This window comes from Ureibacillus terrenus, from assembly GCF_006569205.1.
GTDB lineage: Bacteria > Bacillota > Bacilli > Bacillales_A > Planococcaceae > Ureibacillus > Ureibacillus terrenus.
Window position 1 is genome coordinate 173,377 of record NZ_VIGD01000003.1, and the last position, 26,116, is coordinate 199,492.

18 protein-coding genes, 1 other RNA gene and 1 other annotated feature are annotated in these 26,116 nt (G+C 43.7%); of the genes, 6 read left to right on the forward strand and 13 right to left on the reverse strand.

Annotated elements, in window-relative coordinates:
• Positions 1-14: 14 nt before the first annotated feature.
• The 3 genes from gltB to asnB all read right to left on the reverse strand — a co-directional run bounded on the left by gltB (position 15) and on the right by asnB (position 7,562).
• Positions 15-4,493, reverse strand: a complete 4,479-nt coding sequence (gene gltB / locus FKZ59_RS03805; RefSeq protein WP_141601412.1) for a glutamate synthase large subunit — start codon at positions 4,491-4,493, stop codon at positions 15-17.
• A 263-nt stretch (positions 4,494-4,756) separates the two neighbouring features.
• Positions 4,757-5,611, reverse strand: a complete 855-nt coding sequence (locus tag FKZ59_RS03810) for an AraC family transcriptional regulator (RefSeq protein WP_141601413.1) — start codon at positions 5,609-5,611, stop codon at positions 4,757-4,759.
• Positions 5,612-5,717: 106 nt separating this feature from the next.
• The gene (asnB, locus tag FKZ59_RS03815; protein ID WP_141601438.1) at positions 5,718-7,562 is read right to left on the reverse strand and encodes an asparagine synthase (glutamine-hydrolyzing); all 1,845 of its coding nucleotides are present in this window, start codon (positions 7,560-7,562) and stop codon (positions 5,718-5,720) included.
• Between the two features lie 364 nt (positions 7,563-7,926).
• Here asnB and FKZ59_RS03820 point away from each other — a divergent pair, with 364 nt between their 5' ends.
• Both FKZ59_RS03820 and FKZ59_RS03825 read left to right on the forward strand, forming a co-directional pair.
• On the forward strand, positions 7,927-8,358 hold the full coding sequence (locus FKZ59_RS03820) for a MarR family winged helix-turn-helix transcriptional regulator (protein WP_246045809.1): 432 nt from the start codon (positions 7,927-7,929) through the stop codon (positions 8,356-8,358).
• Positions 8,355-9,527, forward strand: coding sequence for an MFS transporter (locus tag FKZ59_RS03825; protein WP_141601415.1), 1,173 nt, complete (start codon positions 8,355-8,357; stop codon positions 9,525-9,527). Before FKZ59_RS03820 ends, FKZ59_RS03825 begins: the two co-directional genes overlap by 4 nt.
• A 66-nt stretch (positions 9,528-9,593) precedes the next feature.
• On the opposite strand, the gene recD2 is transcribed toward FKZ59_RS03825, so the two are convergent.
• Complete coding sequence (gene recD2 / locus FKZ59_RS03830; RefSeq protein WP_141601416.1) at positions 9,594-12,053, reverse strand: SF1B family DNA helicase RecD2; 2,460 nt, start codon at positions 12,051-12,053, stop codon at positions 9,594-9,596.
• 143 nt (positions 12,054-12,196) lie between these two features.
• On the opposite strand from recD2, the gene hisA reads away from it, so the two are divergent.
• A complete protein-coding gene (gene hisA / locus FKZ59_RS03835; RefSeq protein WP_141601417.1) occupies positions 12,197-12,946 on the forward strand; it encodes a phosphoribosylformimino-5-aminoimidazole carboxamide ribotide isomerase in 750 nt (249 codons plus the stop codon).
• Between the two features lie 124 nt (positions 12,947-13,070).
• Positions 13,071-13,826 carry an MBL fold metallo-hydrolase gene (locus FKZ59_RS03840; protein WP_141601418.1) on the forward strand — a complete coding sequence of 252 codons (756 nt, stop codon included), beginning with the start codon at positions 13,071-13,073 and terminating at the stop codon, positions 13,824-13,826.
• A 78-nt stretch (positions 13,827-13,904) separates the two neighbouring features.
• Here FKZ59_RS03840 and FKZ59_RS03845 read toward each other — a convergent pair whose 3' ends face one another.
• Genes FKZ59_RS03845 through cymR form a run of 4 tightly spaced genes read right to left on the reverse strand, consistent with a single transcriptional unit; the run spans position 13,905 to position 17,352 of the window.
• Positions 13,905-14,582: a tetratricopeptide repeat protein gene (locus FKZ59_RS03845; RefSeq protein ID WP_141601419.1), complete on the reverse strand. Its 678-nt coding sequence runs from the start codon at positions 14,580-14,582 to the stop codon at positions 13,905-13,907.
• A gap of 44 nt (positions 14,583-14,626) precedes the next feature.
• Positions 14,627-15,748: a tRNA 2-thiouridine(34) synthase MnmA gene (gene mnmA, locus FKZ59_RS03850; protein ID WP_141601420.1), complete on the reverse strand. Its 1,122-nt coding sequence runs from the start codon at positions 15,746-15,748 to the stop codon at positions 14,627-14,629.
• A 20-nt stretch (positions 15,749-15,768) separates the two neighbouring features.
• A complete protein-coding gene (locus tag FKZ59_RS03855) occupies positions 15,769-16,914 on the reverse strand; it encodes a cysteine desulfurase family protein (protein WP_141601421.1) in 1,146 nt (381 codons plus the stop codon).
• An 18-nt stretch (positions 16,915-16,932) separates the two neighbouring features.
• Positions 16,933-17,352, reverse strand: a complete 420-nt coding sequence (cymR, locus tag FKZ59_RS03860; RefSeq protein ID WP_141601422.1) for a cysteine metabolism transcriptional regulator CymR — start codon at positions 17,350-17,352, stop codon at positions 16,933-16,935.
• A gap of 128 nt (positions 17,353-17,480) precedes the next feature.
• Here cymR and FKZ59_RS03865 point away from each other — a divergent pair, with 128 nt between their 5' ends.
• The gene (locus FKZ59_RS03865; RefSeq protein ID WP_141601423.1) at positions 17,481-18,779 is read left to right on the forward strand and encodes a replication-associated recombination protein A; all 1,299 of its coding nucleotides are present in this window, start codon (positions 17,481-17,483) and stop codon (positions 18,777-18,779) included.
• A 140-nt stretch (positions 18,780-18,919) separates the two neighbouring features.
• Here FKZ59_RS03865 and FKZ59_RS03870 read toward each other — a convergent pair whose 3' ends face one another.
• The 5 genes from FKZ59_RS03870 to hisS all read right to left on the reverse strand — a co-directional run bounded on the left by FKZ59_RS03870 (position 18,920) and on the right by hisS (position 23,975).
• On the reverse strand, positions 18,920-19,432 hold the full coding sequence (locus tag FKZ59_RS03870) for a hypothetical protein (RefSeq protein ID WP_141601424.1): 513 nt from the start codon (positions 19,430-19,432) through the stop codon (positions 18,920-18,922).
• Between the two features lie 211 nt (positions 19,433-19,643).
• On the reverse strand, positions 19,644-20,405 hold the full coding sequence (locus tag FKZ59_RS03875; RefSeq protein ID WP_141601425.1) for a tRNA threonylcarbamoyladenosine dehydratase: 762 nt from the start codon (positions 20,403-20,405) through the stop codon (positions 19,644-19,646).
• A gap of 141 nt (positions 20,406-20,546) precedes the next feature.
• Positions 20,547-20,747, reverse strand: a non-coding RNA gene (gene ssrS / locus FKZ59_RS03880) — 6S RNA.
• A 164-nt stretch (positions 20,748-20,911) separates the two neighbouring features.
• Positions 20,912-22,678, reverse strand: coding sequence for an aspartate--tRNA ligase (gene aspS, locus FKZ59_RS03885; RefSeq protein WP_141601426.1), 1,767 nt, complete (start codon positions 22,676-22,678; stop codon positions 20,912-20,914).
• A gap of 25 nt (positions 22,679-22,703) precedes the next feature.
• Positions 22,704-23,975, reverse strand: a complete 1,272-nt coding sequence (hisS, locus tag FKZ59_RS03890) for a histidine--tRNA ligase (protein ID WP_141601427.1) — start codon at positions 23,973-23,975, stop codon at positions 22,704-22,706.
• A gap of 57 nt (positions 23,976-24,032) precedes the next feature.
• Positions 24,033-24,255: a binding site (T-box leader), on the reverse strand.
• Positions 24,256-24,400: 145 nt separating this feature from the next.
• On the opposite strand from hisS, the gene FKZ59_RS03895 reads away from it, so the two are divergent.
• Complete coding sequence (locus FKZ59_RS03895; protein ID WP_141601428.1) at positions 24,401-25,936, forward strand: SH3 domain-containing protein; 1,536 nt, start codon at positions 24,401-24,403, stop codon at positions 25,934-25,936.
• Positions 25,937-26,116: the final 180 nt, after the last annotated feature.

Genomic DNA, 26,116 nt, shown 5'->3' on the forward strand with positions numbered 1-26,116 from the left:
TGCTCACCATCCTCTCATGCTAAGTAGCTGTTCAATAATTGTTTTTCTTCTTGTTCCAAAATCTGTTTATATTTGTGAGGAATGACGCGGATAAATTTCTGCGCTTCAAACTCCCAATTTTGAAGAATTCTTTGTGCGATTGGACTCTTTGTTTGTTGATAATGTTCTTTGATTAACGCATTGACAAAATTCAATTCTTGCAAGTTATGAATCTCTTCCAGCAAAACGAGTTCGTCGTTATAGATTTCCGTAAAATGTTCATTCGCCGGCGAATAAACATATGCGATTCCGCCCGACATTCCTGCGGCAAAGTTTTTGCCGACTTCACCTAAAATGACGACCCGTCCGCCCGTCATATATTCACAGCCATGATCGCCGACACCTTCCACCACGACGTGCGCTCCGCTATTCCGGACGCAAAATCTTTCCCCGGCTTTTCCACGGATAAACGCTTTTCCGCTTGTCGCTCCATAAAATGCCGCATTGCCGATGATCACATTTTCCTCTGCGGCAATCTTTGCATTTGATGGAGGGGCCACGATGATTTTTCCGCCGGATAACCCTTTGCCGACATAGTCGTTGGCATCGCCTTCAAGTTTCAACGTAATGCCTTGCGGTATAAATGCCCCAAAACTTTGGCCGGCTGAACCATTGAAATGAATTTGGATCGTATCTTCTTTCAATCCTTCGCTTCCAAATTTTTTCGATACTTTATACCCGAGCATCGTGCCGACGGAGCGGTTTGTGTTTTGGATAGGAAGGTTGATCTGAACCGGCCGTTTTTTAGTCAGCGCATCCTGGCTTAATGGAATCAATTTTTGATAATCCAATGTTTCTTGCAATTGGTGATCCTGGCTTTTGGATGCCGTCCGCTCCCCTTCCGGCATTGCCAGAAGGGCGGAAAAGTCCAGTTTCTTTTCTTTCCAGCCAAGATCGTCTTTGATTTGAATGATGTCAGTCCTTCCGATCATTTCTTCCAAAGTTCTGAATCCAAGTTCTGCCATCAACTCGCGTACTTCTTGCGCGATGAAATGCATCAAATTAATGACGTGTTCCGCAGTGCCAATCATTTTCCTTCTGAGCTGCGGGTTCTGTGTCGCGATTCCGACCGGGCAAGTATCCAAATGGCAAACTCTCATCATCACACAGCCCAGCGATACCAGCGGCAATGTAGAAAATCCGAATTCTTCCGCGCCCAGCAATGCGGCGATCACGACATCCCTTCCGTTCATCAGTTTTCCGTCCGTTTCAAGCACCACTTTGTTTCTTAAGCCGTTTAGCATAAGCGTTTGATGAGCTTCCGCAAGCCCCAATTCCCAAGGAAGGCCGGCGTGTTTGATGCTTGTTCTGGCAGCCGCTCCCGTTCCTCCATCATATCCGCTGATGAGAATCACATCGGCTTTTGCTTTCGCAACGCCCGCCGCTATCGTTCCAACGCCGCTTTCGGAAACAAGTTTGACGTTGATGCGCGCTTCAGGATTTGCATTTTTCAAGTCATAAATCAATTGTTCCAAATCTTCAATCGAATAAATATCGTGGTGTGGAGGCGGTGAAATGAGTTCGATTCCAGGAGTCGATCCTCTCGTTTTCGCCACTTCCACCGTCACTTTGTGTCCGGCAAGCTGTCCTCCTTCGCCTGGTTTGGCTCCCTGGGCCATTTTGATCTGGATTTCATCACAATTGACCAAATAATGGCTTGTGACGCCAAATCGTCCTGATGCGACTTGTTTGATGCGGCTTAACTTGGAATCCCCGTTTGGCAGCGGAATGTACCGTTCCGGATCTTCCCCGCCTTCGCCCGAGTTGCTTTTCGCCCCGATGCGGTTCATGGCGATGGCAATCGCTTCGTGGGCTTCCTTGCTGATGGAACCGAAAGACATGGCTCCAGTTTTGAACCGTTTGAAAATGGATTCAACCGGTTCCACTTCATCGATAGGAATTGGTTTCCGGTCGCTTTTTAATTCAAACAGGTCTCTCAATGTTGTCATGCTTTCTTTTGAAAGCATTTCGCTGTATTTTTTGTAATATTCGTAATTGCCTGTGCGGCAAGCCAGCTGCAATGTATGGATCGTTTCCGGACGATATAGATGTTCTTCCCCGCTTTTTCTCCATTGGAAATCGGAACCTTCTTCAAGCAATAATCTTTTGTCTTCCCATCCTCTGTTGTGGCGGGCTGCTGTTTCCAAAGCGATATCCGTTATATCGAGACCCCCGATTTGGGAAATCGTGCGAGGAAAATAACGGTCGATGACTTCCCTGCTGAGGCCGACCGCCTCGAAAATTTGCGCGCCGATATAGCTTTGCACCGTCGAAATGCCCATTTTGGACATGACTTTTAAGATGCCTTTTGTGATCCCTTTAACATATTTTCCGATGAAATCTTTTTCTTCGCCCTCTTCCAGTTGGGCGATGGATGCATATACCAAGTATGGATAGATGGCATTGGCCCCGTAACCGAGCAGTGCCGCAAAATGGTGAACTTCTCTCGGTTCCCCTGATTCGACAATGATGCTCACTTTATTGCGGAGTCCTTTCCGAATTAAATGATGGTGGATACCGGAAACTGCCAGCAATGAAGGAATGGCCGCATTTTCCTTGTTGGCTCCGCGGTCGCTGATGATAAGCAGTTGGCAACCCTCTTCCGCTGCCTTTTCAGCTTTTTTCAAGAGCTTCTCCAAATGCTGTTCCATCAGTTCCGGCTGTCTCGAAGGGAATAAGGAGGACAGTCTTTTTATTTTCCATCCGTTCAGGTGCAAACCGATGATTTTCATCCAGTCGTCTTTTGTCAAAATCGGTGTTTTCAATTTAATTTTTTGATATTCTTCCCTTTTCGGATTTAATAAGTTTCCTTCTCCTCCCAAATACACTTCCATCGATGTTACGTAAGCTTCCCGAATGGCATCGATTGGAGGATTGGTTACTTGTGCAAACCGCTGTTTGAAATAGTTGAACAACAGTTGCGGTTTTTTTGATAAAACGGCGAGCGGTCCGTCATAACCCATTGAACCGACCGGATCGTCACCGCGCATTGCAAGAGGTTTGATATACTTCTCCCACTCTTCGAATGTATAGCCGAATGCTTTTTGAAGCCGGACAAGCTGTTTTTTATTCATTTTCCTTGACTTCTGTATATTTAGAGCCGGGATGTTATCAAGAGGGATGATCATTTCGGCCGCCCATTGTTCATATGGCTGTTCATTGATGAGCTGCTGTTTTAGTTCCTCATCAAACAACAGCGTTCTTTTCTCAAAATCCACCAACAACATTTGGCCAGGTTTCAAGCGGCCTTTTTGAACGATTTTTTCCTCCGGTATATCGACAACCCCGACTTCCGAAGATAAATAGAAGAAGTCGTCGTCTGTCAAAATATATCTTGCAGGACGCAAACCGTTGCGGTCGAGGCAGGCACCCGCCTGTTTTCCGTTTGTGAATCCCATTGCGGCCGGGCCATCCCATGGCTCCATCAATGCGCTATGGTATTCGTAAAACGCCCGCTGTTTTGCGGAAAGCAACGGGTTGTTTTGCCAAGGTTCCGGAATCATCATCATCATCGCCTGCGGCAACGACCAGCCGGATAGCACCAAATATTCCAACACATTGTCAAACATTGCAGAGTCGCTGCCGTCCAGATTGATGATTGGATGAAGTTCTTTCTCATCCACGCCGAACACGTTTGATTGCATGGATGCTTCCCTGGCGAAAATCCAATTCACATTTCCGTTGATGGTATTGATTTCACCGTTATGCATGATCATACGGTTCGGTTGTGCCCTGCTCCAGCTCGGGAAAGTGTTTGTGCTGAAACGGTTGTGGACCATCGCCATTTTTGAACGATAATCTTCATCGGTTAAATCTATATAGAAATTCTTTAACTGCTCCGGCAAGAGGAGTCCTTTATATACGATCGTTTTCGATGATAAACTGGAGATATAGCAAGCGTCTTTATTTTTTTCGATCTCGCCGAATATCTTTTCGATTTTGCGGCGGACCACATATAAGCGTCGTTCAAAATCCTCTTGTTCCAGATTTGACGCCGGCAATACAAATAATTGATGAATTGAAGGGGCTGACTCGATTGCTTCCTTTTGCAAAACTTCTTCGTTCGTCGGCACCGTTCTCCAGCCGAACAATTCTAAACCGCTCTTTTCAACGATTTCTTCGATTCTCGATTTATATTCAACTAGTTTTGTAGTTTCTTTAGGAAGAAAAATCATCATAACCCCGTATCGTCCAGTTTCAGGGAGTTGCTTTCCTTGTTTTTCCCATTCTTTTGAAAAGAGTTCATGAGGAATATCCGTCAAAATACCGGATCCGTCCCCCATCGTTTCTTTTTCGTCCCTTCCTCCCCGATGTGTCAACCGTTCAAGGGCAGTGAGGGCCTGGGATACAATAAAATGGGTTTTCTCTCCATTTATATTTGCTAATAAGGCGATTCCACACGAGTCATGTTCCAGTCGCGGATTGTATAAGCCTTGGTTGAGTAGTTGTTTCATTTTTTGCACCCCTTAATTCTTCCTGTATTCTATACATACATCCTATCAGGACTAGAATTAAAAATATTTAGACTATTTCATAGAATGTTTGCACTTTTTTACACCTCCTTCACGGGCGAAAACATATTGGCGGAAAGCGGAACGATCACCGCTTTCACAACCTTGGCAGCAGTGGCGGAAGAATTGCCAATGTTGCCCAAATGTTTATGCCTTTAATAAAAAACCGACATTTCCGTTCAGGAAATTGCCGGTTTTTTATTGAATTAGGCGTTTCTTTGCATTGTCAGTTCTTTTCTATCAGATTTTATTGGCGCTGGCACCGTACGGATTTCGGAAGGGCTTTTTCCGGTATACGCTTTGAATTGGCGGCTAAAATAATGTATATTATTGTAACCCAGGGCATCGGCCACTTCCGTTACGGACATTCCGGTATAATGCAATAAATGCTCCGCCCTTTTGATGCGGGTTTCAATAATGTAAGACTGAATGGTTTGCCCCATAATCTCCTTGAATTTTTTTGAAAAATAACGGGGCGAAAAGTTTGCGCGGGCCGCCAAACTTTCGACTGTATGATTTTCTCCCGGATGTTGCTGCACGTAGTTGGCCACTTCCCGGATGTTAAAAAAGATTTGGCCCTTCATTTCATCGTGATCCTCATCCTGTTGCGTTTCGGCCAGCTGATCTTCCCTCAGAAGCTGAATCATCAATTGTTTCAGGATAAGCTTACCTTCTATTTCCGCGGCAAAGGTTTTTACCAAAAATAAACGGACATACCTGGTCAACAAAGATTCAAAATGGATGCGGTCCTGGAGAATTCGATAATGTTTCGGAATAATTTCCGGCTCTGTTTCAAGATCAAAATGGATGTACGTGATTACGAGCGGATTCATAGGATTGTGCGTCGCTGTCGTCCAATCCCCGGGCCTGAATAAAAAGCAGCTCCCTTCCTGCAATTTATAGTCTTTGCCGTTCAAATTTAAGTTTCCTTCGCCGCTCCAAATATACAGCAAATCATAGTTTGGGATCGGCGCCTTCCTTTTCCACTGCCAATTCGGTTCACAATTGATTGTGGCTAATGCTGGTTTGATGATAAAATGATCAGGGTTTAAGTTGATCATCACTGACCCCTCCATTTCCTTGATTCATAACCGCGCTTGTACTCTATGTTTCCTAATTCCATTCCAAATGATTCATCGTTTCTGCCTGTTTTTTGTCTTGAACCCATTAATCGACATAATTCACATTATATAAATTGAACCACATATTCATTTGGACCAAATGTGCGATGAGCTGGGGGCCTGCCATCAGCTGGCCGAACCACGGAAATTTAGGAGATTCATTGGTATCAAGCATTTTTTCCAGCTTTTCTTTTGAAACAAATTCAAGGATTGGTGAATTTTCCTTTTGCAATATTTGTCGCAACATTTCTTTCACTAACTTTGTATATTTTGGATGATGTGTTTTTGGATACGGGCTTTTTTTCCGATATATTATCTCTTTCGGCAGAATTCCCTCCATTGCTTTTCTCAATAGCCCCTTTTCCCTTCCGTCCAACATTTTCATCGTCCATGGGATATTCCATGCATATTCGACGATCCGATGATCGGCAAAAGGAACGCGCACTTCCAGGCTTGCCGCCATGCTCATCCGGTCTTTCCGGTCAAGCAGGGTCGTCATAAACCATATCATATTGAGATAAAAAATTTCTCTTCTACGCGCTTCTGTTGCATGTTCACCCTCCAGTGCCGGCACTTCCCGGATGGTTTCTTCATACCTCTGTTTGACATATTCCTTCAACTTTAACTTTTCCTTCCAAAACGGCAATAGAAGATTCTCTCTTGCGGACATGGATTGCATCCACGGAAATCCTTCGCCTCTCAGCAATTCCTCTTTATAAAACCATGGATACCCGCCGAAAATTTCATCGGCGCATTCGCCGGACAATGCAACGGTAAACTGTTTTTTTACCTCATCGGAAAACATCAACAATGAAGAATCGATATCCGCCATCCCCGGCAAATCTTTTGCAATCACCGCATCCTTCAATTTTTCTGCCAGTTCTTCATGGGAGACAATCACTTGATGATGAGCGACACCCAAGTATTGCACCGTTTTTTCAATCCATGGCCGGTCTTCATCCGGCTGAAATAAACTCTTCTGAAAATAATGGCTGTTTTCCTCATAATCAATGGAATAGGTATGCAGTGTTCCCCTTCCCTGCTTCTTAAAATAATTGGAAGCAATAGCGGTTATGGCGCTGGAATCGAGCCCTCCCGATAAAAACGTACAAACCGGGACATCGGCCACCAGCTGGCGTTCCACGGCATCTTTTATGAGAAAGCGGACATGCTCAATTGTTTCATCCAATGAATGTACATGATTTTCGCTGTTGACATTCCAATAACGGCGGATTGTCAGTCCGCTGCGGTCAAAGATCAAAAAGTGAGCCGGCCTTAACTCGGAAATCCCCCGGAATACCCCATGGCCCGGAGTTCTGGATGGACCAAGCCCAAACAATTCCTGCAATCCTTCCCTGTCAATTTCCGCTTTCATTTCCGGATGGGCCAAAATCGCCTTCAATTCCGACCCGAACAACAAACGGTTTCCGTTATAATGATAGAATAAAGGCTTTACACCCAGCCGGTCCCTCGCCATGTACAATTTTTCACATGCAGGATCCCAAACGGCGAATGCATATATTCCATTGAGGTGGTATACACAATCTTCTTTCCATTCCACATATGCCGTGAGGAGCACTTCCGTATCCGAATGGGATTTGAAAGTATATCCCCGTTTGATTAATTCCTTTCTCAATTCCTCCGTATTATACAATTCTCCGTTATAGACTATTGTATAAGCATTTCCATCCTTAATTTTTGTCATCGGCTGCCGTCCGCCGGCAGGATCTACTACGATGAGTCTGGTGTGGCCAAGGGCTGCATGCGTGTCGCGGTAATTGGTCAGTGAGTCGGGCCCCCTTTTCCCCAATGTTTGCGCCATTTTATTGATGGTGACTTCATGCTGTCTCAAATCTTGATCCCATTCAACCCAGCCTGTTATTCCACACATCATCCATCACTCTTTCGCAGAATAATTTTTCTTAACCTCATTTTATGACTTTTTATTGTGAAAGAACAATTTCAATTTTGTATAAAACCTATCTAATATCGAGATGATTTTTAAAAAAATAATATATTTTCGGCATTTATTATCACAAAAATATATAAAAACAAGCCTATTCCAAAACAAATGATATAGAACTTTTAAAAAAATTTATCTTTTAATTGATTAAACATCAATTTTATTGATCAATGGGCGGACAGAAATCAGGCCACTTCCCCCCTTATAGTTACCATGGCGACACTTTTAAATATTGATTATAATTGCTATAATGATATAGTTACCTAGGGTAACCATTTAAATGGGGGTGACCGTGTTGGAAGGTTTTTTACAACAATATTTGCGATTGTATCGTCCTCTTATCAGCTCCTTAAATGAACTATTGGGCAAATACAATCTTTCTTACTCTCTCTGGCAAGTCATTTATTACATAAAGCATCATGGTCCGTCCACTTTGGTTGAAATAGCGAAACGCTACAGCGTGGAAAAGCCCACCATTACGCGCAGGGTCAGCTGCCTGGAAGATCTGCAACTGGTCGAAAAAATTGAAAGCCGCGACCGAAGGGAAAAATTGATGCAACTGACGCCCAAAGGAGAGGAGCTTTATGCGGCATGCCGAAAAGAAATTTCAAATTTAGAAAGAGAAATATTGGAAAAGCTATCTGAAAATGAACTTCAATCCTTTTTCGAAACCCTATCGAAAATCCGCCAACAGCTCGCAGAAAAAGAAGGGAAACAAAAATGAACGATGCAAAATTATGGACGAAAGATTTTCTTATTACCTCATTGATCAATTTTCTTTTAACGTGCGTATTCTATTTGTTAGTCGTCATTGTGGCGGTTTATGCAAAAACGGAATTTAACGCCTCCGCAAGCGTAGCGGGGCTTGCAACGGGGATTTTCATTATCGCCACTTTAATCGGACGGATTTTTGTTGGCAGCAAAATCAATTCCATCGGCTATAAAAGGACGTTAATGATCGGAACTTTCCTTTTTGCGGCATCAAGCCTTCTTTATTTCATACAAATCAATATCGGATTCTTCCTGTTTGTCCGGTTTTTGCATGGGGCAACCCTTGGCTTTGCCGGCACGGCGACCGGAACCATCGTGGCCAAAATCATCCCGGCCAACCGGAGAGGGGAAGGAATCGGATACTACAGCATGAGCTCTACACTGGCTACGGCAATCGGTCCTTTTTTGGGCATCTTATTGACCCAGCATACCGGCTATGAGCTCGTTTTTGGGGTATGTTCATTGCTGGGCATAATCAGTTTCATCACTTCATTTTTTATTGAAGTTTCCGAACCGGAAAAAATGATCGAAAAAGAATCCATGAAAGGACTCAAGCTTTCGAATTATCTCGAACCGAAAGCCATTCCTGTTTCCTTCATCATGCTGATTGCCGCTTTATGCTATTCCGGCGTTCTTTCGTTTATGAATCTTTATGCCCGGGAACTTCATTTGCTGAAAGCAGCAAGTTTCTTCTTTTTGGTGTATTCCGTGGCGATTTTATGTTCCCGTCCGTTTTCAGGACGCCTGTTGGATGCCAAAGGGGCAAACTTTGTCATGTACCCGGCCTTTTTGTTTTTTGCCATTGGAATGTTTGTATTAAGCGCTGCCCAAAATAGTTTTATTTTGCTGCTTTCGGGAGTTTTGATCGGCCTCGGCTATGGAAACATGCAATCCTGCATTCAAGCCCTCGCCGTCAAAGTGACCCCAGTTCACCGCATGGGGCTTGCCACTTCCACATTCTTTATTTTTCTTGACGCAGGATTGGGCTTCGGGCCTTATTTGTTAGGATTCATTGTGCCTTACACGACTTACGGCCATCTGTACTTCGGCCTATGCTTTGTAATATTGTTCAACATTCTCTTATACTTTTTGCTCCATGGACGGAAAACCAAGGAAGTTTGATACCGGTTTTATGCGAAATCATGAAAAAGCAGCACCAGCCTTCTTCGGCTGGTGCTGCTTTTAGTTTTATTCATCTAAAAAGTCATACGGGGTGATGCCATCCATGCCGATCATTGGATGAATTTTCGGCGCTGTTTCCGCGGTCAGCATCGGAGGAAGTTCCGGCATTTCCTTTGGTTCTTCATGTTCAAGTATATTCTCATGTGCATCCGCACGAAATGTTTGTTCCGTTTGCCCTGTCCTATCAACTTCCGCTTCATCTTCAATGAATGGATTTAATCGGGCGCGCAAAGTCGTGAATCGTTTCAAATCATCGGTGCGTTGGATACCTTTCCAAAATTCTTCCGGTTCCCCGCACAGAATCAGATAATTTTTTGCGCGGGTAATTCCCGTATAAATTAAATTTCTCCGAAGCATTTTTGCGTAGCTCCGGACGATTGGCATGATGACCGTTTGGAATTCGCTCCCCTGCGCTTTATGGATGGAGCAGCAATAGGCAAGGGTGATTTGATTTAAATCTCCCCGGTCGTAAGTAACCTCATTGCCATCGAAAGAAACGACGACCTGATCCTGTTTGTCCACCGTTTCCTTCGCCTTGATAATCGCTACGATTTCTCCTATGTCTCCGTTAAACACATTGCATTCCGGTTGATTCACGAGCTGCAATACCTTATCCCCGATACGGAAAATGGTATCGCCATATTTGATTTCTTTTCTCGTTCCATCTTCGTTTGGATTGACGAGATCCTGTATTTCTTTATTCAAACGGTCGATGCCGGCCGGTCCTTTGTACATCGGCGCCAATACCTGAATGTCCCGGATGGACTGGCCTTTTGACATCGCGCTTTTCACAACCTGCGTCACGACGCTCGCGATTTGTTCGGCGGATGCTTTAATAAAAGAACGGTCCCCCGTTTTTTCCGTAAAGTTGTCAGGAACTTGCCCCTTTTTGATTTGATGGGCCATCTCGATAATCGTCGAACCATCCGCCTGACGGTAGACTTCCGTCAATTCGACGGTCGGCACTATTTTTGCCGCCAACAAATCTTTCAACACTTGTCCGGGACCGACAGGGGGCAATTGATCCTGGTCGCCGACAAGCACCACTTGGGCTTCAGCAGGAATACTTTTGAACAGTTGATGGCTCAGCCATGTATCCACCATCGACATTTCATCAATAATAATCAGACGCCCCTGGATTTCACGGTCTGTTTCCTCTTCTTTTTCTTGTCCGTTGAATCCCAGCAGTCGATGAATCGTCATGGCAGGAAGTCCTGTCGATTCGGAAAGCCGTTTTGCCGCTCTTCCCGTCGGCGCTGCCAGCACGATGGGAAATGGTTCTTCTTTCTTTGCATATTCCTTCGGCTCCAAAGAAAGGCCATGCAGTCTTGCATACACTTCCACGATGCCGCGGATGACGGTCGTTTTCCCTGTTCCTGGGCCGCCCGTCAAAATCATAATGGAGGAATTCAAAGCCTGTTCGATCGCTTTTGCCTGCGTTTCGGCATACGTCACGCCCAAATCTTCTTCAACTTCCCCGATGGCTTTTCGTATTTCATCGTTTGAAAAGTTTCGGCTCTCTTCATTCTTCTTCACCAGCTGAAGCACCTTTGTCGCAATGCCGACTTCGCTGAAATAGAGGGAAGGCAAATAAATCCTTGTTTCTTCGCCGCAAATCTTGCCTTCCTCTTCCAATTCAATGACAGCATTTGAAATCGATTCATACGGAATCTCTACCGGCTGGCTCTGCTCAAGAAGTTCCTTCACTTCCGGCAACAATTGCTCCGCCTCTAAATAGACATGTCCTTCCGATAGTGCGGCCTGGTTCAATTTATGCAATACCGCCGCTTTGATCCGATCCGGATGGTTTCCTGTAATACCCAGTTTTCTTCCGAGCTCATCCGCCCTGGCAAAACCGACACCTTCCACTTCCTCAATCAGCCGATAAGGGTTTTGGGTTAACAGTTCAATCGTTTCTTCCCGATAGGTCTGATAAATCTTCATTCCCAGCTGAGGACCGAAACCCCATTCATTCAGCTGGATCATGACCCGATCCAAACCCAAGTTTTTCTCCAGCGCAGTCCGGATTGTCATTTTTTTGTCTTCGGACAGCCTTGGCACTTCATCCAGAACAAAGGGATTTTCCATGATTTTTTTCAGCGCATCCGGTCCCAATGTTTTCACAATCTGTTCAGCGGTCTTTGGACCGATCCCTGGAAACATGTCGCTTGACAAGTAATGAATCACCCCCTGCTCCGTAGCAGGGACCTCCCTTTCAAAGGCTTCCGCTTGAAATTGCAAACCGTATTTCGGATGATTTGACAAGTTGCCGACAAAGCGGTAGTGGAGTTCTTCATCAAGAGCCGGGAAATAGCCGACCACGGTAATTTCTTTTTCTTGATATTTTAGATTCGTTTCTTTGATTTTTACTTTCACGATGGAATACATATTGGAGGCGTTATGAAAAATGGATGCGATCGGACGGCCTAAGACAAACGTTTTCTCGGAATGGTATTGTTCCTCCATTTTCATACGCTCCTCTCCGGTAAAATCTCTTAATATCATATCATTTTTACGGATTGTTATAAAATAGTATCTCCCTTCTCGATAAAATGTTTGACCAATGTTATGATGTTTATAAAAAAACAGTTGAAAGGACCAGGAACATCATGGAATTCAGACCGTGCATCGATTTACATGAGGGGAAAGTGAAACAAATCGTCGGAAGCACTTTGGGACAAAAAAACGTGATTGAAAACTTTATCTCAGAAAAAGATGCTTCCTACTATGCCGAGCTGTTTAAACAGGATGGCTTAACGGGCGGACATGTGATCATGTTGGGCCCTAGCAATGAAGAACAGGCCAAGCTTGCTTTAACCGCATATCCCGGCGGACTTCAAATCGGCGGGGGCATCACGGCGGACAACGCGAAAAAATGGATTGACGCGGGTGCAAGCCATGTGATTGTGACTTCTTACATATTCCACGATGGCAAATTGGATATGGAACGATTGAAAAAGCTTGTCGAGGCGATTGGAAAGGAACATATCGTCCTTGATTTAAGCTGCAGAAAACGGGACGGAAAATGGTATGTCGTGACAGACAAATGGACAAAATTCAGCGACTTTGAAGTCAATCGGGAGAACCTCTCCTTTCTCGAACAATATTGCGATGAGTTTCTGATTCATGCGGTGGATGTCGAAGGAAAAAAAAGCGGCATGCAGGAAGAGCTGGTTCAGGATTTGGCAAAATGGACGACCATTCCTACCACTTACGCCGGCGGCATCCGTTCCTTGGAGGATTTGGAAAGATTCAAAACATTATCCGGCGGGAAACTGCACGTGACAATTGGCAGCGCTTTGGATATTTTTGGAGGCAATCTGCCATATCAGAAAGTTGTTCAATATTGCAATTCATAGGTTGGGTTTATTTTTCCCCCAATGGGCAAACTAAAATCCGAAATCTCCGCTTTGTTTTTGGAACGCCCAAGACGGCCATTTTGAATGCAGATTGAAAAATCATCATTTTTTGGGGGAGATTTTTATGATTGTCTATCCGTTGGGAGTCGGCAGCGCCTTCACTCAACGTTATTACCATAATAACTTTTTAGTTGAACTGAACGATCAAAAACTTCTTATTGATGCAGGGACAACATTGCGCTACAGTCTAAAATCCGCCGGTTTTACTGAAAGTTCCATCCATTATGTCATCATTACACATTTCCACTTCGACCATGTTGGCGGACTGGAAGAACTGTTATTGAAAAGGTATTGGTCCAGGCATCCGGCAAAAGAGAAAATCCAGATCATCACCCATGAAAAACAACGTAATATGCTCGAAAACATCCTGATGCCTGGACTAAATAATCAAAATTTGACGCTTCGCGACTACGCCGGGCTGATTACTGTGGAGGACGAACAACCTGTACCAATCGGGCCCTTCCGAATCCAAATGATTGAAACGACCCATTTGCATGCCATCGGAATGCAAAGCTTTGCTTTGAAAATTTTTGATCAAAACACGGGATGTAATTTCTTATTTACTTCCGACATTAAAAATTTGAAAGGGAGCAACCTGCTTGATTATATTGACGAAAAAACGGAATTCATCTTCCAGGATGTAAGTTTCGCCGAAAATGCCGCCCATGCAACAATTCATCAAATAATGGATTACTATCCGAAAAGTCTTCATCCAAAACTAATGGGCATGCACTACGATGATGAAATTGATGCGGATTCGGTGACAGCCATTCGGTTGGTAAAGCAGGGGGTGCCACTCCAAATATGCATGCATGATTAAAGGCTTAATCCGACAAAATGTTGTTGGATTAAGCCATTCTTTGCTTCATTAACGGAATACTTATCCCGGATCCTTTTCCTATTCTTTGTTTCTTAAACGCTCCATCACCATGTCATGGACGAACTTTGCCTGCTCATAGCCGGGCTCGATGGTGAAAGCTTGCTTCAGATGATGCAGCGCCTTCTCTGTATGCTCTTCGTCCTTGGAAGAAACCGCATACAACACCCCCAAATTATAGTGGGCATCCGCATTTTTCTCATCCTGCCCGAGCACGAATTCCAATTCTTTTTTTGCCAAATCGAACATCTCCAATTTGCATAATAAAATGCCGAAGCTTAAGCGGATTTGCAAATCGTCCGGAGCAAGTTCGGCCGCCCGCTGCATATATGGAAGGGCAAGTTTCACCTGGTTTTCCTTTTCAAAGCATTTGCCCAGCATGTAATAGCAGTCGGCACCCTCAATTCCATTTTCGATTGCCTTCTGATAGAGTTTGGCCGCTTCCATAAAGCGCTCGCAATTATAATACAAGTTCGCCAAACCGTAATAAGCTGTTGCCGCTTTTTCGTCGAGGGTGATGGCTTTTTGGAAAAAGCGTTCTGCCCGTTCAATATCGTTCATCGCCGCAAGGACATTCCCGAAGTTGATGTAGCCGATCGGATCTTCCGGGTTCTGTTCGATCGCTTCCGTAAATGCTTTCACCGCATCTTCGTATCGTTTTTCCTGCAGTGCTTTGATACCTTCTTCGTTGTAGTTCATCTTTTTCACCTCACATCAAAAGAGGCGACCTGCCCAGTCGCCATTTATCCCACATATGTTAATTTTTTTCCGTTTTTAAATACTTCGTCAATTGTTCCTCCGCCCAAGCAGACTTCCCCATCATATAAAACGACGGCTTGTCCGGGCGTAATGGCTCTTTGAGGCTCCTTGAAGGTAATGTATGCGGTATTATTGTCCAAAAGCTCCACTTCCACCGGTGTGTCTGCTTGCCGGTAACGGAATTTTGCCGTGCATGTGAATTTCTTTGGTTTCGGTTTGTTGGATGTAAAGCTCATATTAATGGCTTTTAAAGATGTAGAATATAACGCTTCATTATGGAAGCCTTGGGCTACATACAACACATTCCGTTTCAAATCCTTTCCGACAACAAACCAGGGTTCCCCTGCTCCACCGATTCCAAGTCCATGTCTTTGTCCGATTGTATAATACATCAAACCGTCATGTTTTCCCATGACTTTTCCATCAAGGGTTTCCATATTCCCCGGCTGAGCCGGCAAGTATTGGCTTAAAAACTCTTTGAAATTTCGTTCACCGATAAAGCAGATGCCGGTAGAGTCCTTTTTCTTCGCAGTGGCAAGCCCCGCTTCTTCGGCGATTTTCCGTACTTCCGGTTTTTCCAGATGGCCGATCGGGAACATGACTTTCTGCAGCTGCTCCTGCTTCAATTGATTCAAAAAATAGGTCTGGTCTTTATTTCGATCAACGCCACGCAATAAAACCACTTCACCATCCCGCTCTTCCACGCGGGCATAGTGCCCTGTCGCCAAATAATCGGCACCAAGCTTCATTGCATGTTCAAGGAAAGCCTTAAATTTGATTTCTTTGTTGCACATCACATCCGGATTCGGCGTGCGTCCCGCTTTATATTCCTCCAGGAAGTAAGTAAATACTTTATCCCAATATTCTTTTTCAAAATTGACCGCATAATAAGGAATGCCAATTTGATTGCATACTTTGATGACATCTTCATAATCTTCCGTTGCTGTACATACGCCGTTTTCATCGGTATCGTCCCAGTTTTTCATGAAGACGCCGATGACATCGTAACCTTGCTGTTTCAAAAGATAAGCAGCAACCGATGAATCCACCCCACCGCTCATTCCGACAACGACACGAATTTGTGATGGGTCTTTTGTTTCTGCCATGAACTTCACCTTTTCTTATACTATAAATTCGTCATTCTTTTGACTATTTTTGCAGTCCGTTCTGCAGCTTGCCGAATATCTTCTTCTTCCAATCCAAGACCAAAACTGAATCGGATGGAATTTCTGAGCTCCGGAGCACCTTTACCATACATTGCGACCAGCACGTGGGAAGGATCGATGGAACCGGCTGTGCAGGCAGATCCGCTGGAAGCGTACACGCCATCCATGTCCAGATTGACAAGGAACGATTCGACATCCATTCCGGGAAAGCTGATGTTTAATATGTGTTTAAGGAAATGGTCCTTATGTCCGTTGACTTTATAAGCGATTTGTTCCCGGTTCAAAACGTCCAAAAAGGCTTCACGGAAACGGAGGTAGGTTTGCCGTCTTTTTTCCATCTCCCGTTGGGCGATTTCGACAGCCTTTGCAAACCCTACGGCAGCGTGCACGTTTTCCGTTCCTGCCCGCCGTTTTCTTTCTTGGGAACCGCCATAGAAAGTCGCAAATAAAGGCGTTTTTTCCCGTTGATACAAAAATCCGATCCCTTTTGGGCCGTTGATTTTATGGCTGGATACGCTCAATAAATCAACATGAAGTTCATTGACATCGATTTTTTCCAATCCATATGCCTGGACTGCATCCGTATGGAATACGGCCGGATGGTCTTTCAAGAGTTCCCCGATTTCTTTGATAGGTTGGATTGTTCCTACTTCGTTATTGCCATACATGATGCTGACCAAAATCGTATCATCCCTGAGCGCATTTTTGACAGATTCAACGGCTATGCGGCCGGTTTCATCCACCGGCAGGTACGTGACTTCATACCCTTCTTTTTCAAGCTGTTCGCATGTATGCAGGACCGCATGGTGCTCAACAGATGTCGTGATTATATGCTTTCCTTTGGATTTTAAAGCCCGCGCAACGCCAAAAATGGCGGTATTATCCGCTTCCGTGCCGCCGCTTGTCAAAATGATTTCCGTATCTTTAGCTCCGATGGAATCCGCTAAAACTTTTCTTGCTTCATCCAACACCTTTCTTGCAAAGCGTCCGGCAGTATGGATGCTTGATGGATTGCCGTACACACGGGCCATTGCATCCGACATGCATTCAATCACTTCCGGATGTACCGGTGAAGTTGCTGCGTGATCTAAATAAAAGGTCTGCATTCCAAAAAAACTCCTTTATTAAATGTAAAACATATAACCGTCATATTCAACGTCATCGTTATAATTTGCCAAATCTTCAATGGTTGTGGTATCCAGCACTTGTTTTACCGCGTCGCGGATGCGAAGCCAAAGCTGTTGTTGAGGCGGCTCTTCGTCTTCGATCCCTTCAACCGGCTGGATCGGCCCTTCCAATACACGGATGACATCAGCCGCAGAAATTTTGCTTGGGGGAATTGCAAGCAAGTATCCTCCATAGGCGCCGCGGACACTCTTTACCAAACCGGCGATGCGCAAAGGAGACACCAATTGCTCCAAGTATGCCTCGGAAAGATTTTTTTCTTCGGCAATCTTTCGCAATGGCAGCGGACCTTCTCCGTAATGCTTTGCCAATTCAATCATAATTGTTAAACCATATCTACCTTTTGTTGAAATTCTCATACTATACACCTCAAATTTCTATTTCCGATATTCTTAATCAAGTATAACATAACACCTTTTATTCCACTTGGAAAAGGGCTATTATAATTTTATATGAAAAATAATAAAAGTTCATCGGGGGAAATCGTATGAATAACGAACCATTGGCATATCGAATGCGCCCCAGAAATTTGGATGAAATCATCGGACAACAGCATATTGTCGGCAAAGATACCGCTTTATATAAAATGGTTCAAAACGGCTATGTGCCTTCCATGATATTATATGGCGAACCTGGAACCGGGAAAACTTCCATCGCTTTTGCCATAGCGGGAAGCGCCAATTTACCCTTTTTTCCATTGAACGCAACCATTGCCGGAAAAAAGGATGTTGAACAAATTGTATCAGAAGCAAGGCTCAGTGGAAAAGTGTTATTGTTTTTGGACGAAATTCATAGATTTAATAAACTTCAACAAGATACATTATTACCCCATGTGGAAAACGGGTCAATCATTTTAATCGGAGCCACGACAGAAAATCCTTTTCATGATGTCAATCCGGCCATCCGTTCCCGCTGCGGGGAAATTTTCCAATTAAAACGGTTGACTCCGGAAGAAGTGGCCCAATTGTTAAAAAGGGCGTTGACAGATGAAGAACGGGGCTTGGGGAAATATAATATCGAGATGAATGAAGAACAGTTGAACAACATTGCCATCGCTTCCAACGGCGATGCGCGAAAAGCGCTGAACCTATTGGAATCCGTCTTTTACGCTTCGGACGAAATGGACGGCATTGTGAAAGTGGAAGACCGGACAATCACGCAATTGTCCGAGCGGATTGGAGTATATGGGGACAAAGGGGGATCCCATTTTTATAATTTATTGTCGGCATTGCAAAAATCCGTAAGAGGCAGCGATGTGAACGCAAGTTTGTATTATTTGGCGAATTTGCTCGAAACGGGTGATTTAATCGCTGTATGCAGGAGACTATTGGTGATGGCCTATGAAGATATAGGACTGGCCAACCCGAAAGTCGGCGCCCACGTGTATGCCGCAACGGAGGCGGCAAAAGTGCTCGGATTGCCCGAAGCAAGAATCCCTCTTGCCAATGCTGTCATCGAGATGTGCCTGTCGGAAAAATCGAATTCCGCCATCAGTGCCATTGATGGAGCCATTCAAGCGATTCATGAGGGAAAAACCGGCGAAATTCCCATGCACCTGCGGGATGCCCATTATGCGGGAGCCAAATCATTGGGGCATGTCGGCTACAAATATCCCCACGACTACCCCATCGGCACTTTTGGGGGCTGGGTAAACCAACAATATCTGCCGGACAATCTTCAAGATATGGAGTTTTATCAGCCTGTCATAGCAGGGGAAGAAAAGCGGATGGCAAATATTTATGAAAAGCTGAAATCCTTAAAAAACAGGAACAACCATAACGTCTGATAAAGGCAAATATTTCTGCAAAGTTTATAAAAAATTATCATCCAACAAAATGTTGGATGATAATTTTTTATAAACTTTGCAGAATGCAGAAATCGGATCATGAGGACCGGAAGAAATCGGACATTCCTCTCCTCAAATTATTAATTTAATATTTTTTGAACACAATATTCATTAAAATATTCTAAACAATCATGCAAACTATTGTTTTTGTCATAATAATATTTTTCAAAATCGTCTTTTTCCTGAAATAATTGATGATATGTCTGGCTGATTTCCTGGAAAAATTCCATATTGCGTCCTTGCACGTTTGGCAGACAACCGGCGGCATCATGAAGGGCTTGTTTAATCGCTTCTTTTTGTTCCTCATTTATATCATTCAGCAGATTCATGTATGCAAATGTTTTAAAATATATGATCCTGCTTGTAATATCCATAAATAAAGACCAGTACATTTCGTTATCCGGCAATTTGCCATCATTTTTCCGAAGATAATTTTTAAAATAGGCGATCAATTCTTCCAATAGCTGCTTCAGCTCATTATACGCGCTATCCCATTTTTGTGACGTGTCAATATAGTCGAACAAAATCCCATCCAATTCCTCCTGAAGCTGAACCAAGTTCAAGATGTCATTATTCACCTGAATTCTTGCCATAAAATACCCCCTTGTTTGTGGTCGTGACCTATTTTAAATATAGCAATAAAATTCTTAAAATTTTTAGTAAAATAATAAATCGTTAAAAAATTGCATTAAGTCTGCTTTTTTGTTTTCAATGTTAGCAATTTTCGGAATTTGGGGGTATATTATAAAAATTTTTCAGAAAAAGACTGGTCACGACCGAAAACACCGGTATTCCTTGGAGACATTATTGTTTTACTCTTTTGATTGGAATATCCTTTAACACCGAATTAATTACCCAGCTCGCACAGATCAGGCCGCAGACAGACGGACAAAAAGCATTGGAAGAAGGGGGCATTTTCGCTTTCCGGATGGATGCGTCAGGATTTCCTACTTCTTGCACAACATCCTGTCTTACGACAATAGGCGATTCATCAGAAAACACGACAGTGACCCCTTTTTTGATCCCCTCTTTCCGTAGTTTTGTGCGTATTACTTTTGCCATCGGATCCGTATGGGTTTTTGAAATATCTGCGATGCGGAATCTCGTCGGATCCATTTTATTTGCGGCCCCCATACTGGAGATAATTGGGATATTCCGTTTCAAACACTCTTTAATTAAATGGATTTTATAACTGATGGTGTCAGAAGCATCAATAACATAATCAATTTTATACTCAAACAGTTTTTCATACGTTTCTTCGTTATAAAACATTTGTAATGGAATCACTTCACATTCCGGATTGATGTCCGCAATGCGCTCCTTCATAACCTCCGCTTTAGGTCTGCCGATTGTTGATAAATAAGCTACCAATTGCCGGTTAATATTGGTGATGTCCACCACATCTTTATCCACTAAAATGATCCGCCCAATGCCGCTGCGTGCGCATGCCTCCGCGGCAAAGGATCCGACTCCACCAATCCCCAGGATTGCAACGGTTGTATTTTTTAACTTATCTAATCCTTCTTTTCCAATAGCCAATTCATTTCTAGAAAATTGATGCAACATACCTTTCTGCCTTTCATTCTAATTTTTCACATCGGAATTATAACACAACTTATGAAAGCGGGGTATATATTTCAGCTTCCATTTATTTTTTATAAATAATAAAACTCCCCCATTCATTGGGGGAGTTCAGCACGAAACGAGACGAATCCCGAATGTGCCGTAGTGCATCATTAACATCGTTTTGAACCCGCTCCTCTCGCAGGTGGGTGCCCTCACTGACTCTTTAAACTTCCCCTCGTCGGCGTTCATGGGGCATGTTTGCCAAGCCAAGATTTGGGCTCCCTATTTATTGGTGTTCGGTCAAAACTGTTAACTTAGCATTCACGTACACTTCAGGATTCGTTTGATTTTATGATAACACCGAATACCGAATATTGCAATGAATAAGAAATGGAAAATGGTATTATTTTGTTTTTTCTATCGTTTATTTGATGATTTATTTTTTACATTATTTTAAAAAAATGATTCCGGAAGAAAAAGGAGCTTTCACCAAGCTCCTTTTCCTCTTATTCAGAAACATCGATTTTGATATGCAATTCTTTCAGTTGTTTAGGCGAAACTTCGCTTGGCGCATCTGTCAGCAAGCAGCTTGCCGTAGCGGTTTTCGGAAACGCGATGGTATCTCTTAAATTGTTTCGTCCCGCCAAAATCATTACAAGGCGGTCAAGACCCATCGCAATTCCCCCGTGAGGAGGCACTCCATACTCGAAAGCTTCAAGCAGGAAGCCGAATTGTTCTTGCGCTTGTTCCTGAGTGAATCCGAGGAGCTTGAACATTTTTTCTTGCAAATCCCTTTCGTAAATACGCAATGAACCTCCGCCCAATTCATAGCCGTTCAAAACAATGTCATAAGCTTGTGCTCGCACTTTTTCCGGATTCGTTTCCATCAGTTCAATGTCTTCATCAAATGGGCGCGTAAATGGATGGTGGGCCGCTTTATAGCGTTGTTCGTCTTCATCCCATTCAAGCAGCGGCCAATCGGTAATCCAAAGGAATGCAAATTGGGATTCGTCGATTAAACCGAGTTCTTTACCGAGTTTGTTGCGCAATGCCCCAAGGAAAGCGGCTACAATGGAAGCATCATCCGCACCGAACAGCAATAAGTCTCCAGGTTCAGCATCAGTTGCATTTTTAATATCTTCAACAATTTGCCCCTCAAAGAATTTAGCAATCGGTCCTGTAAACCCTTCTTCCGTCACCTTAATCCAGGCCAGTCCTTTTGCTCCGTAAATCGCAACAAATTCAGTCAATGCATCGATGTCTTTGCGGGTAAATTTGTCGTTGGCGCCTTTTACATTAATTGCTTTTACAACGCCGCCTTTTTCAACCGCATTTGTAAATACTTTAAAATTGCAGTCTTTGACAATGTCCGTTAAGTTGATTAATTCTAATCCGAAGCGGACATCCGGTTTATCGGAACCGAAACGGTCCATGGCTTCCTGGTAAGTCATGCGAGGGAACGGCGTTTGCACTTCAATGCCTTTTACTTCTTTCATAACAGCAGCAAGCATGCGCTCCGTCATATCGATGATTTCATCCATGGACATGAATGATGTTTCAATATCCACTTGTGTAAATTCCGGCTGACGGTCTGCCCTCAAGTCTTCATCACGGAAACAGCGGGCGATTTGGAAATACTTTTCAAATCCCGCAACCATCAATAACTGTTTAAACAATTGCGGTGATTGCGGCAATGCATAAAATTCGCCTTCATGTAAACGGGATGGCACCAAATAATCTCTGGCGCCTTCAGGAGTGGATTTCGTTAAAATCGGCGTTTCCACTTCCAGGAAACCGTCATTCAACAAGAAGTTCCGGATAGTGCGGGTCACGTCGGAACGCAATTTCATTGTGTTGTACATGACCGGACGTCTCAAGTCCAAATAACGGTATTTCAAACGCACATCTTCATTGATATCGACATAATCCTCAATGGCAAAAGGAGGCGTTTTGGATTTGTTGATGATGTGAATGTTGGAAGCTACCACTTCGATGTTTCCTGTTTTTATGTTTGGGTTTACTTGGCTGGGATCCCGAAGCACAACTTTCCCTTCGATTTCCACTACATATTCGTTTCTGATTTTATCTGCGATTTCACGGGCTTCAGGAGCTTCATCGCCAAAAACAACTTGCACAATTCCCGTACGGTCGCGTACATCGACGAAAATGAGGCTTCCCAAATCTCTTCTTCGCTGTACCCAGCCCTTCAACACAACTTGTTGTCCATGATGTTCTTCCCGTAATTCTCCACAATAATGTGTTCTTTGAGCCATTGTTCTTCCTCCAATTCTGTCCTTCTTATCGTAAATGTTCTTTCAAATAATTGACGATTTCATTGATCTGAACTTTTTCCTGATTCCCGGATTCCATATGTCTCACGACGACAGCGCCTTCTTCAAGTTCCGTTTCACCTATAATCACAACAAATTTCGCCTGAAGACGGTCGGCAGATTTCATCTGCGCTTTCATTTTGCGCATCATATAATCCATATCTGCCGAAATGCCTTTTAAACGGAAGGAGCTGATGAGTTCAACCGCTTTTAATTTGGCTTCGTCACCAAGGGCTACGACATAAACATCAAGCCCGTCTTCCACCTCCAATTCCACTCCTTCCGCTTCCAATGCCAACAGCAAGCGTTCAATGGATAAGGCAAAACCGACTCCAGGAACATTCGGTCCCCCGATTTCTTCGACAAGACCATTATATCTGCCGCCGCCGCAAAGGGTCGTGATGGCTCCAAACCCTTCTGCAGTGCTCATAATTTCAAAGGCCGTATGGTTATAATAATCCAGTCCGCGCACAAGGTTCGGATCCACTTCATATTCGATGCCCAATACATCCAAATACTTTTTCACTTGATCAAAATACTCTTTTGATGGCGGCGTCAAATAATCCGTCAATTTCGGCGCCGTTTTCATGAGCGGATGTTCCCGGTCCACTTTGCAGTCCAAAATGCGCAATGGATTTTTTTCCAATCGGTTTTTACAGTCATCGCAAAATTCATGGATGCTTGGTTTGAAATGGTTGATGAGCGCTGTTCTGTGGGCATCTCTCGTTTCTTTGTCCCCTAAAGAATTGATGACCAATTTTAAATCTTTTAATCCCAATGTTTGATAAATATCCATTGCAAATGAGATGATTTCCGCATCGATGGCCGGATCGGCGCTTCCGATGGCTTCAACGCCAAATTGTACAAACTGGCGGTATCGTCCTGCCTGCTGACGCTCATAGCGGAACATCGGCCCCATGTATGACAGTTTCACCGGCTGTTCCGGAGCACCATACATTTTATGTTCCACATAGGCGCGAACCGTGGAAGCTGTTCCTTCCGGGCGCAGTGTCAATGAACGGCCGCCCCTGTCTTCAAATGTATACATTTCTTTTTGAACGATATCGGTTGTATCTCCTACGCTTCGGTGAAACAATTCCGTATGTTCGAAAATAGGGGTGCGTATTTCTTTATATCGATAAACGCGGGCCAATTCCCGTAAAACGGACTCGATTTTTTGCCATTTCGGCGTTTGATCCGGCAATATATCCTGTGTTCCTCTAGGTACTTTAAAAGCCATTTCGATCTCCTTCCTCCAAACAAAGATTGGAACAAAAAAATGCTCTCATCCCTCATCACAAGGGACGAAAGCATATTACTTCCGCGGTTCCACCCTAGTTGACGTGCAAAAACACGCCCACTCATACGGATAACGGCCGTTTCCGTTTTTCCCTACTAAGTTTTCAGGAAAACGCCTCGCAAGTGTTCTTCGCAAATACCTTCAGTAGGAAAGATTTCAGCCCAAGTCTTTCCCTCTCTGGACGTCAGGTAATTGCTACTCTCTTGGTCATAGGCTTTCGACAACATTTTCACATTAATTCTAATCATAATTATGAAACGAAAAGTTGTCAACTATTTTCAAAAAAGTATAGATTTATACATCCATCCCATTTTACAATAAATATGATATTTCAACATTTTTAGTAAGTGAAAGTTGGTTGTTTTATGAAGCGAAGAATTTTACTATTTCTTGGCATATCCTTTCTTGTCGCTTGCTTGTATACATATCTGTCCCCCTTCGTTTTGGCGGACAATGAAGAAACCCGGATCGTCTATGCCGAAAAATTGTATTTGAGGGAAGGACCCGGCCTATCTTATTCCATACTCGATACCCTTCAAAAAAACGATAAATTAAAAGTTTTGGATGCCGAGGGTGATTGGCTATATGTGGAAACGGATGGAAAAAAGGGATGGGTCGCATCTTGGCTGACACAGAAAATACATAAAGAAAATGTCAAAAAATTCGCGGTGGTCCAAGTTGACCACTTAAATATCCGGCTTGAACCATCCCTTGATGCTCCCGTCCTTGGCCAGTTGTTTTCAGGGGATCAAGTAGCCGTTCAAAACGAACGGGACCAGTGGGTGCAAATCCGGCACCAGCAAATAACCGGATGGGTTTCGAAAGAATATGTTTCCATCAATGAAGCAAAAACCGATGAATCGAAAGATGATGAAGGAAAAGAATTGGAATCGGCCGAATCGGATGATGCCAATTATTTTACCATAGCGGTTAATGCGGTCAATGTACGGAACAAGCCGAATTTAAAATCAAAAGAACTGGGCATTGCGAAAAAAGGGGAACAATACCGAGTTCTGGACCGGCACAATCATTGGATTCAAATTGATTACCATGGCAAGAAAGGATGGATTTACAGCTTTTACGGCTCATTCGAGTTCAAACGGAATAAAGAAGAGAAAAAGAAAAAAACCGTCACAATTATTTACAATGGAACAAATATACGTAAAGAACCTTCCACATCATCCAACGTACTATCCATTGCCCGGGCCGGTGAACAATATCGGGTGATTGGAACAGACGGGGACTGGTATAAAATCCAGCTTCCGGACAAGTCGGCGGGCTTTGTTGCAAGCTGGGTAGTTTCAACGGACGGACAATCCCAATCGCCGAAAAAGAAAGGGAAACGGAAAAAAGGAACATTAAACGGTGTAACCATTGTGATCGACCCCGGACATGGCGGCAACGACCAGGGAACGGCCGGGCTGCGAAATACCATTGAAAAAGAAATCACTTTAAAAACCGCGGAACTTTTAAAATCAAAATTGCAGCAAGCCGGCGCGAATGTTTATTTAACGCGGGAATCCGATGTGTATGTCGCTCTGCAAAAACGGGTTTCCCTCGCCCATCAGCATGGAGCGGATGCTTTCGTCAGCATCCATTATGATGCGTCCGAAGACCGTACGGTATCAGGATTTACAACCTATTATTTCCACTCCTATCAAGAATCCCTTGCCCAATATGTCCATGACGGACTGACGAAACAAGTGGATTTGCGGGATCGGGGGATTCAGAAAGGAAATTATCTGGTATTGAGGGAAAATAAGCAAAATGCCGTTCTGATAGAATTGGGCTATTTAAGCAACCCGAGAGAAGAAAAGACAATCGACACCGATCTGTTCCGCGAAAAAGCCACAATGGGCATTTATGAAGGATTATTAAAATATTTTGATGCACAGCTGTAAATGGATTTCTGTGATTTTGATTGAAGGACTTTTACTACAAATGTTTAAAAAAGAGGCTCTATAATATTTGGTGTTGGTGGATACAACCAACACCAATTTTTTACGCAAAAAAATGAGACATGTGACAAACTCTGGTAAAATGTAATCGCCAAACCACATTTCCCAAAGGAGTTGTGTCAC

Bases quoted from the DNA above. Each gene is read 5' to 3' on its own strand.
- FKZ59_RS03870 (WP_141601424.1), bottom strand. From the start codon at position 19,432: ATGGCAAGAATTCAGGTGAATAATGACATCTTGAACTTGGTTCAGCTT.
- FKZ59_RS03840 (WP_141601418.1), top strand. From the start codon at position 13,071: ATGATTGTCTATCCGTTGGGAGTCGGCAGCGCCTTCACTCAACGTTAT.
- hisA (WP_141601417.1), top strand. From the start codon at position 12,197: ATGGAATTCAGACCGTGCATCGATTTACATGAGGGGAAAGTGAAACAA.
- hisS (WP_141601427.1), bottom strand. From the start codon at position 23,975: ATGGCTTTTAAAGTACCTAGAGGAACACAGGATATATTGCCGGATCAA.
- FKZ59_RS03825 (WP_141601415.1), top strand. From the start codon at position 8,355: ATGAACGATGCAAAATTATGGACGAAAGATTTTCTTATTACCTCATTG.
- FKZ59_RS03865 (WP_141601423.1), top strand. From the start codon at position 17,481: ATGAATAACGAACCATTGGCATATCGAATGCGCCCCAGAAATTTGGAT.
- cymR (WP_141601422.1), bottom strand. From the start codon at position 17,352: ATGAGAATTTCAACAAAAGGTAGATATGGTTTAACAATTATGATTGAA.
- FKZ59_RS03855 (WP_141601421.1), bottom strand. From the start codon at position 16,914: ATGCAGACCTTTTATTTAGATCACGCAGCAACTTCACCGGTACATCCG.
- recD2 (WP_141601416.1), bottom strand. From the start codon at position 12,053: ATGGAGGAACAATACCATTCCGAGAAAACGTTTGTCTTAGGCCGTCCG.
- mnmA (WP_141601420.1), bottom strand. From the start codon at position 15,748: ATGGCAGAAACAAAAGACCCATCACAAATTCGTGTCGTTGTCGGAATG.
- aspS (WP_141601426.1), bottom strand. From the start codon at position 22,678: ATGGCTCAAAGAACACATTATTGTGGAGAATTACGGGAAGAACATCAT.
- asnB (WP_141601438.1), bottom strand. From the start codon at position 7,562: ATGTGTGGAATAACAGGCTGGGTTGAATGGGATCAAGATTTGAGACAG.
- gltB (WP_141601412.1), bottom strand. From the start codon at position 4,493: ATGAAACAACTACTCAACCAAGGCTTATACAATCCGCGACTGGAACAT.
- FKZ59_RS03875 (WP_141601425.1), bottom strand. From the start codon at position 20,405: ATGTTGCATCAATTTTCTAGAAATGAATTGGCTATTGGAAAAGAAGGA.
- FKZ59_RS03845 (WP_141601419.1), bottom strand. From the start codon at position 14,582: ATGAACTACAACGAAGAAGGTATCAAAGCACTGCAGGAAAAACGATAC.
- FKZ59_RS03810 (WP_141601413.1), bottom strand. From the start codon at position 5,611: ATGATCAACTTAAACCCTGATCATTTTATCATCAAACCAGCATTAGCC.
- FKZ59_RS03895 (WP_141601428.1), top strand. From the start codon at position 24,401: ATGAAGCGAAGAATTTTACTATTTCTTGGCATATCCTTTCTTGTCGCT.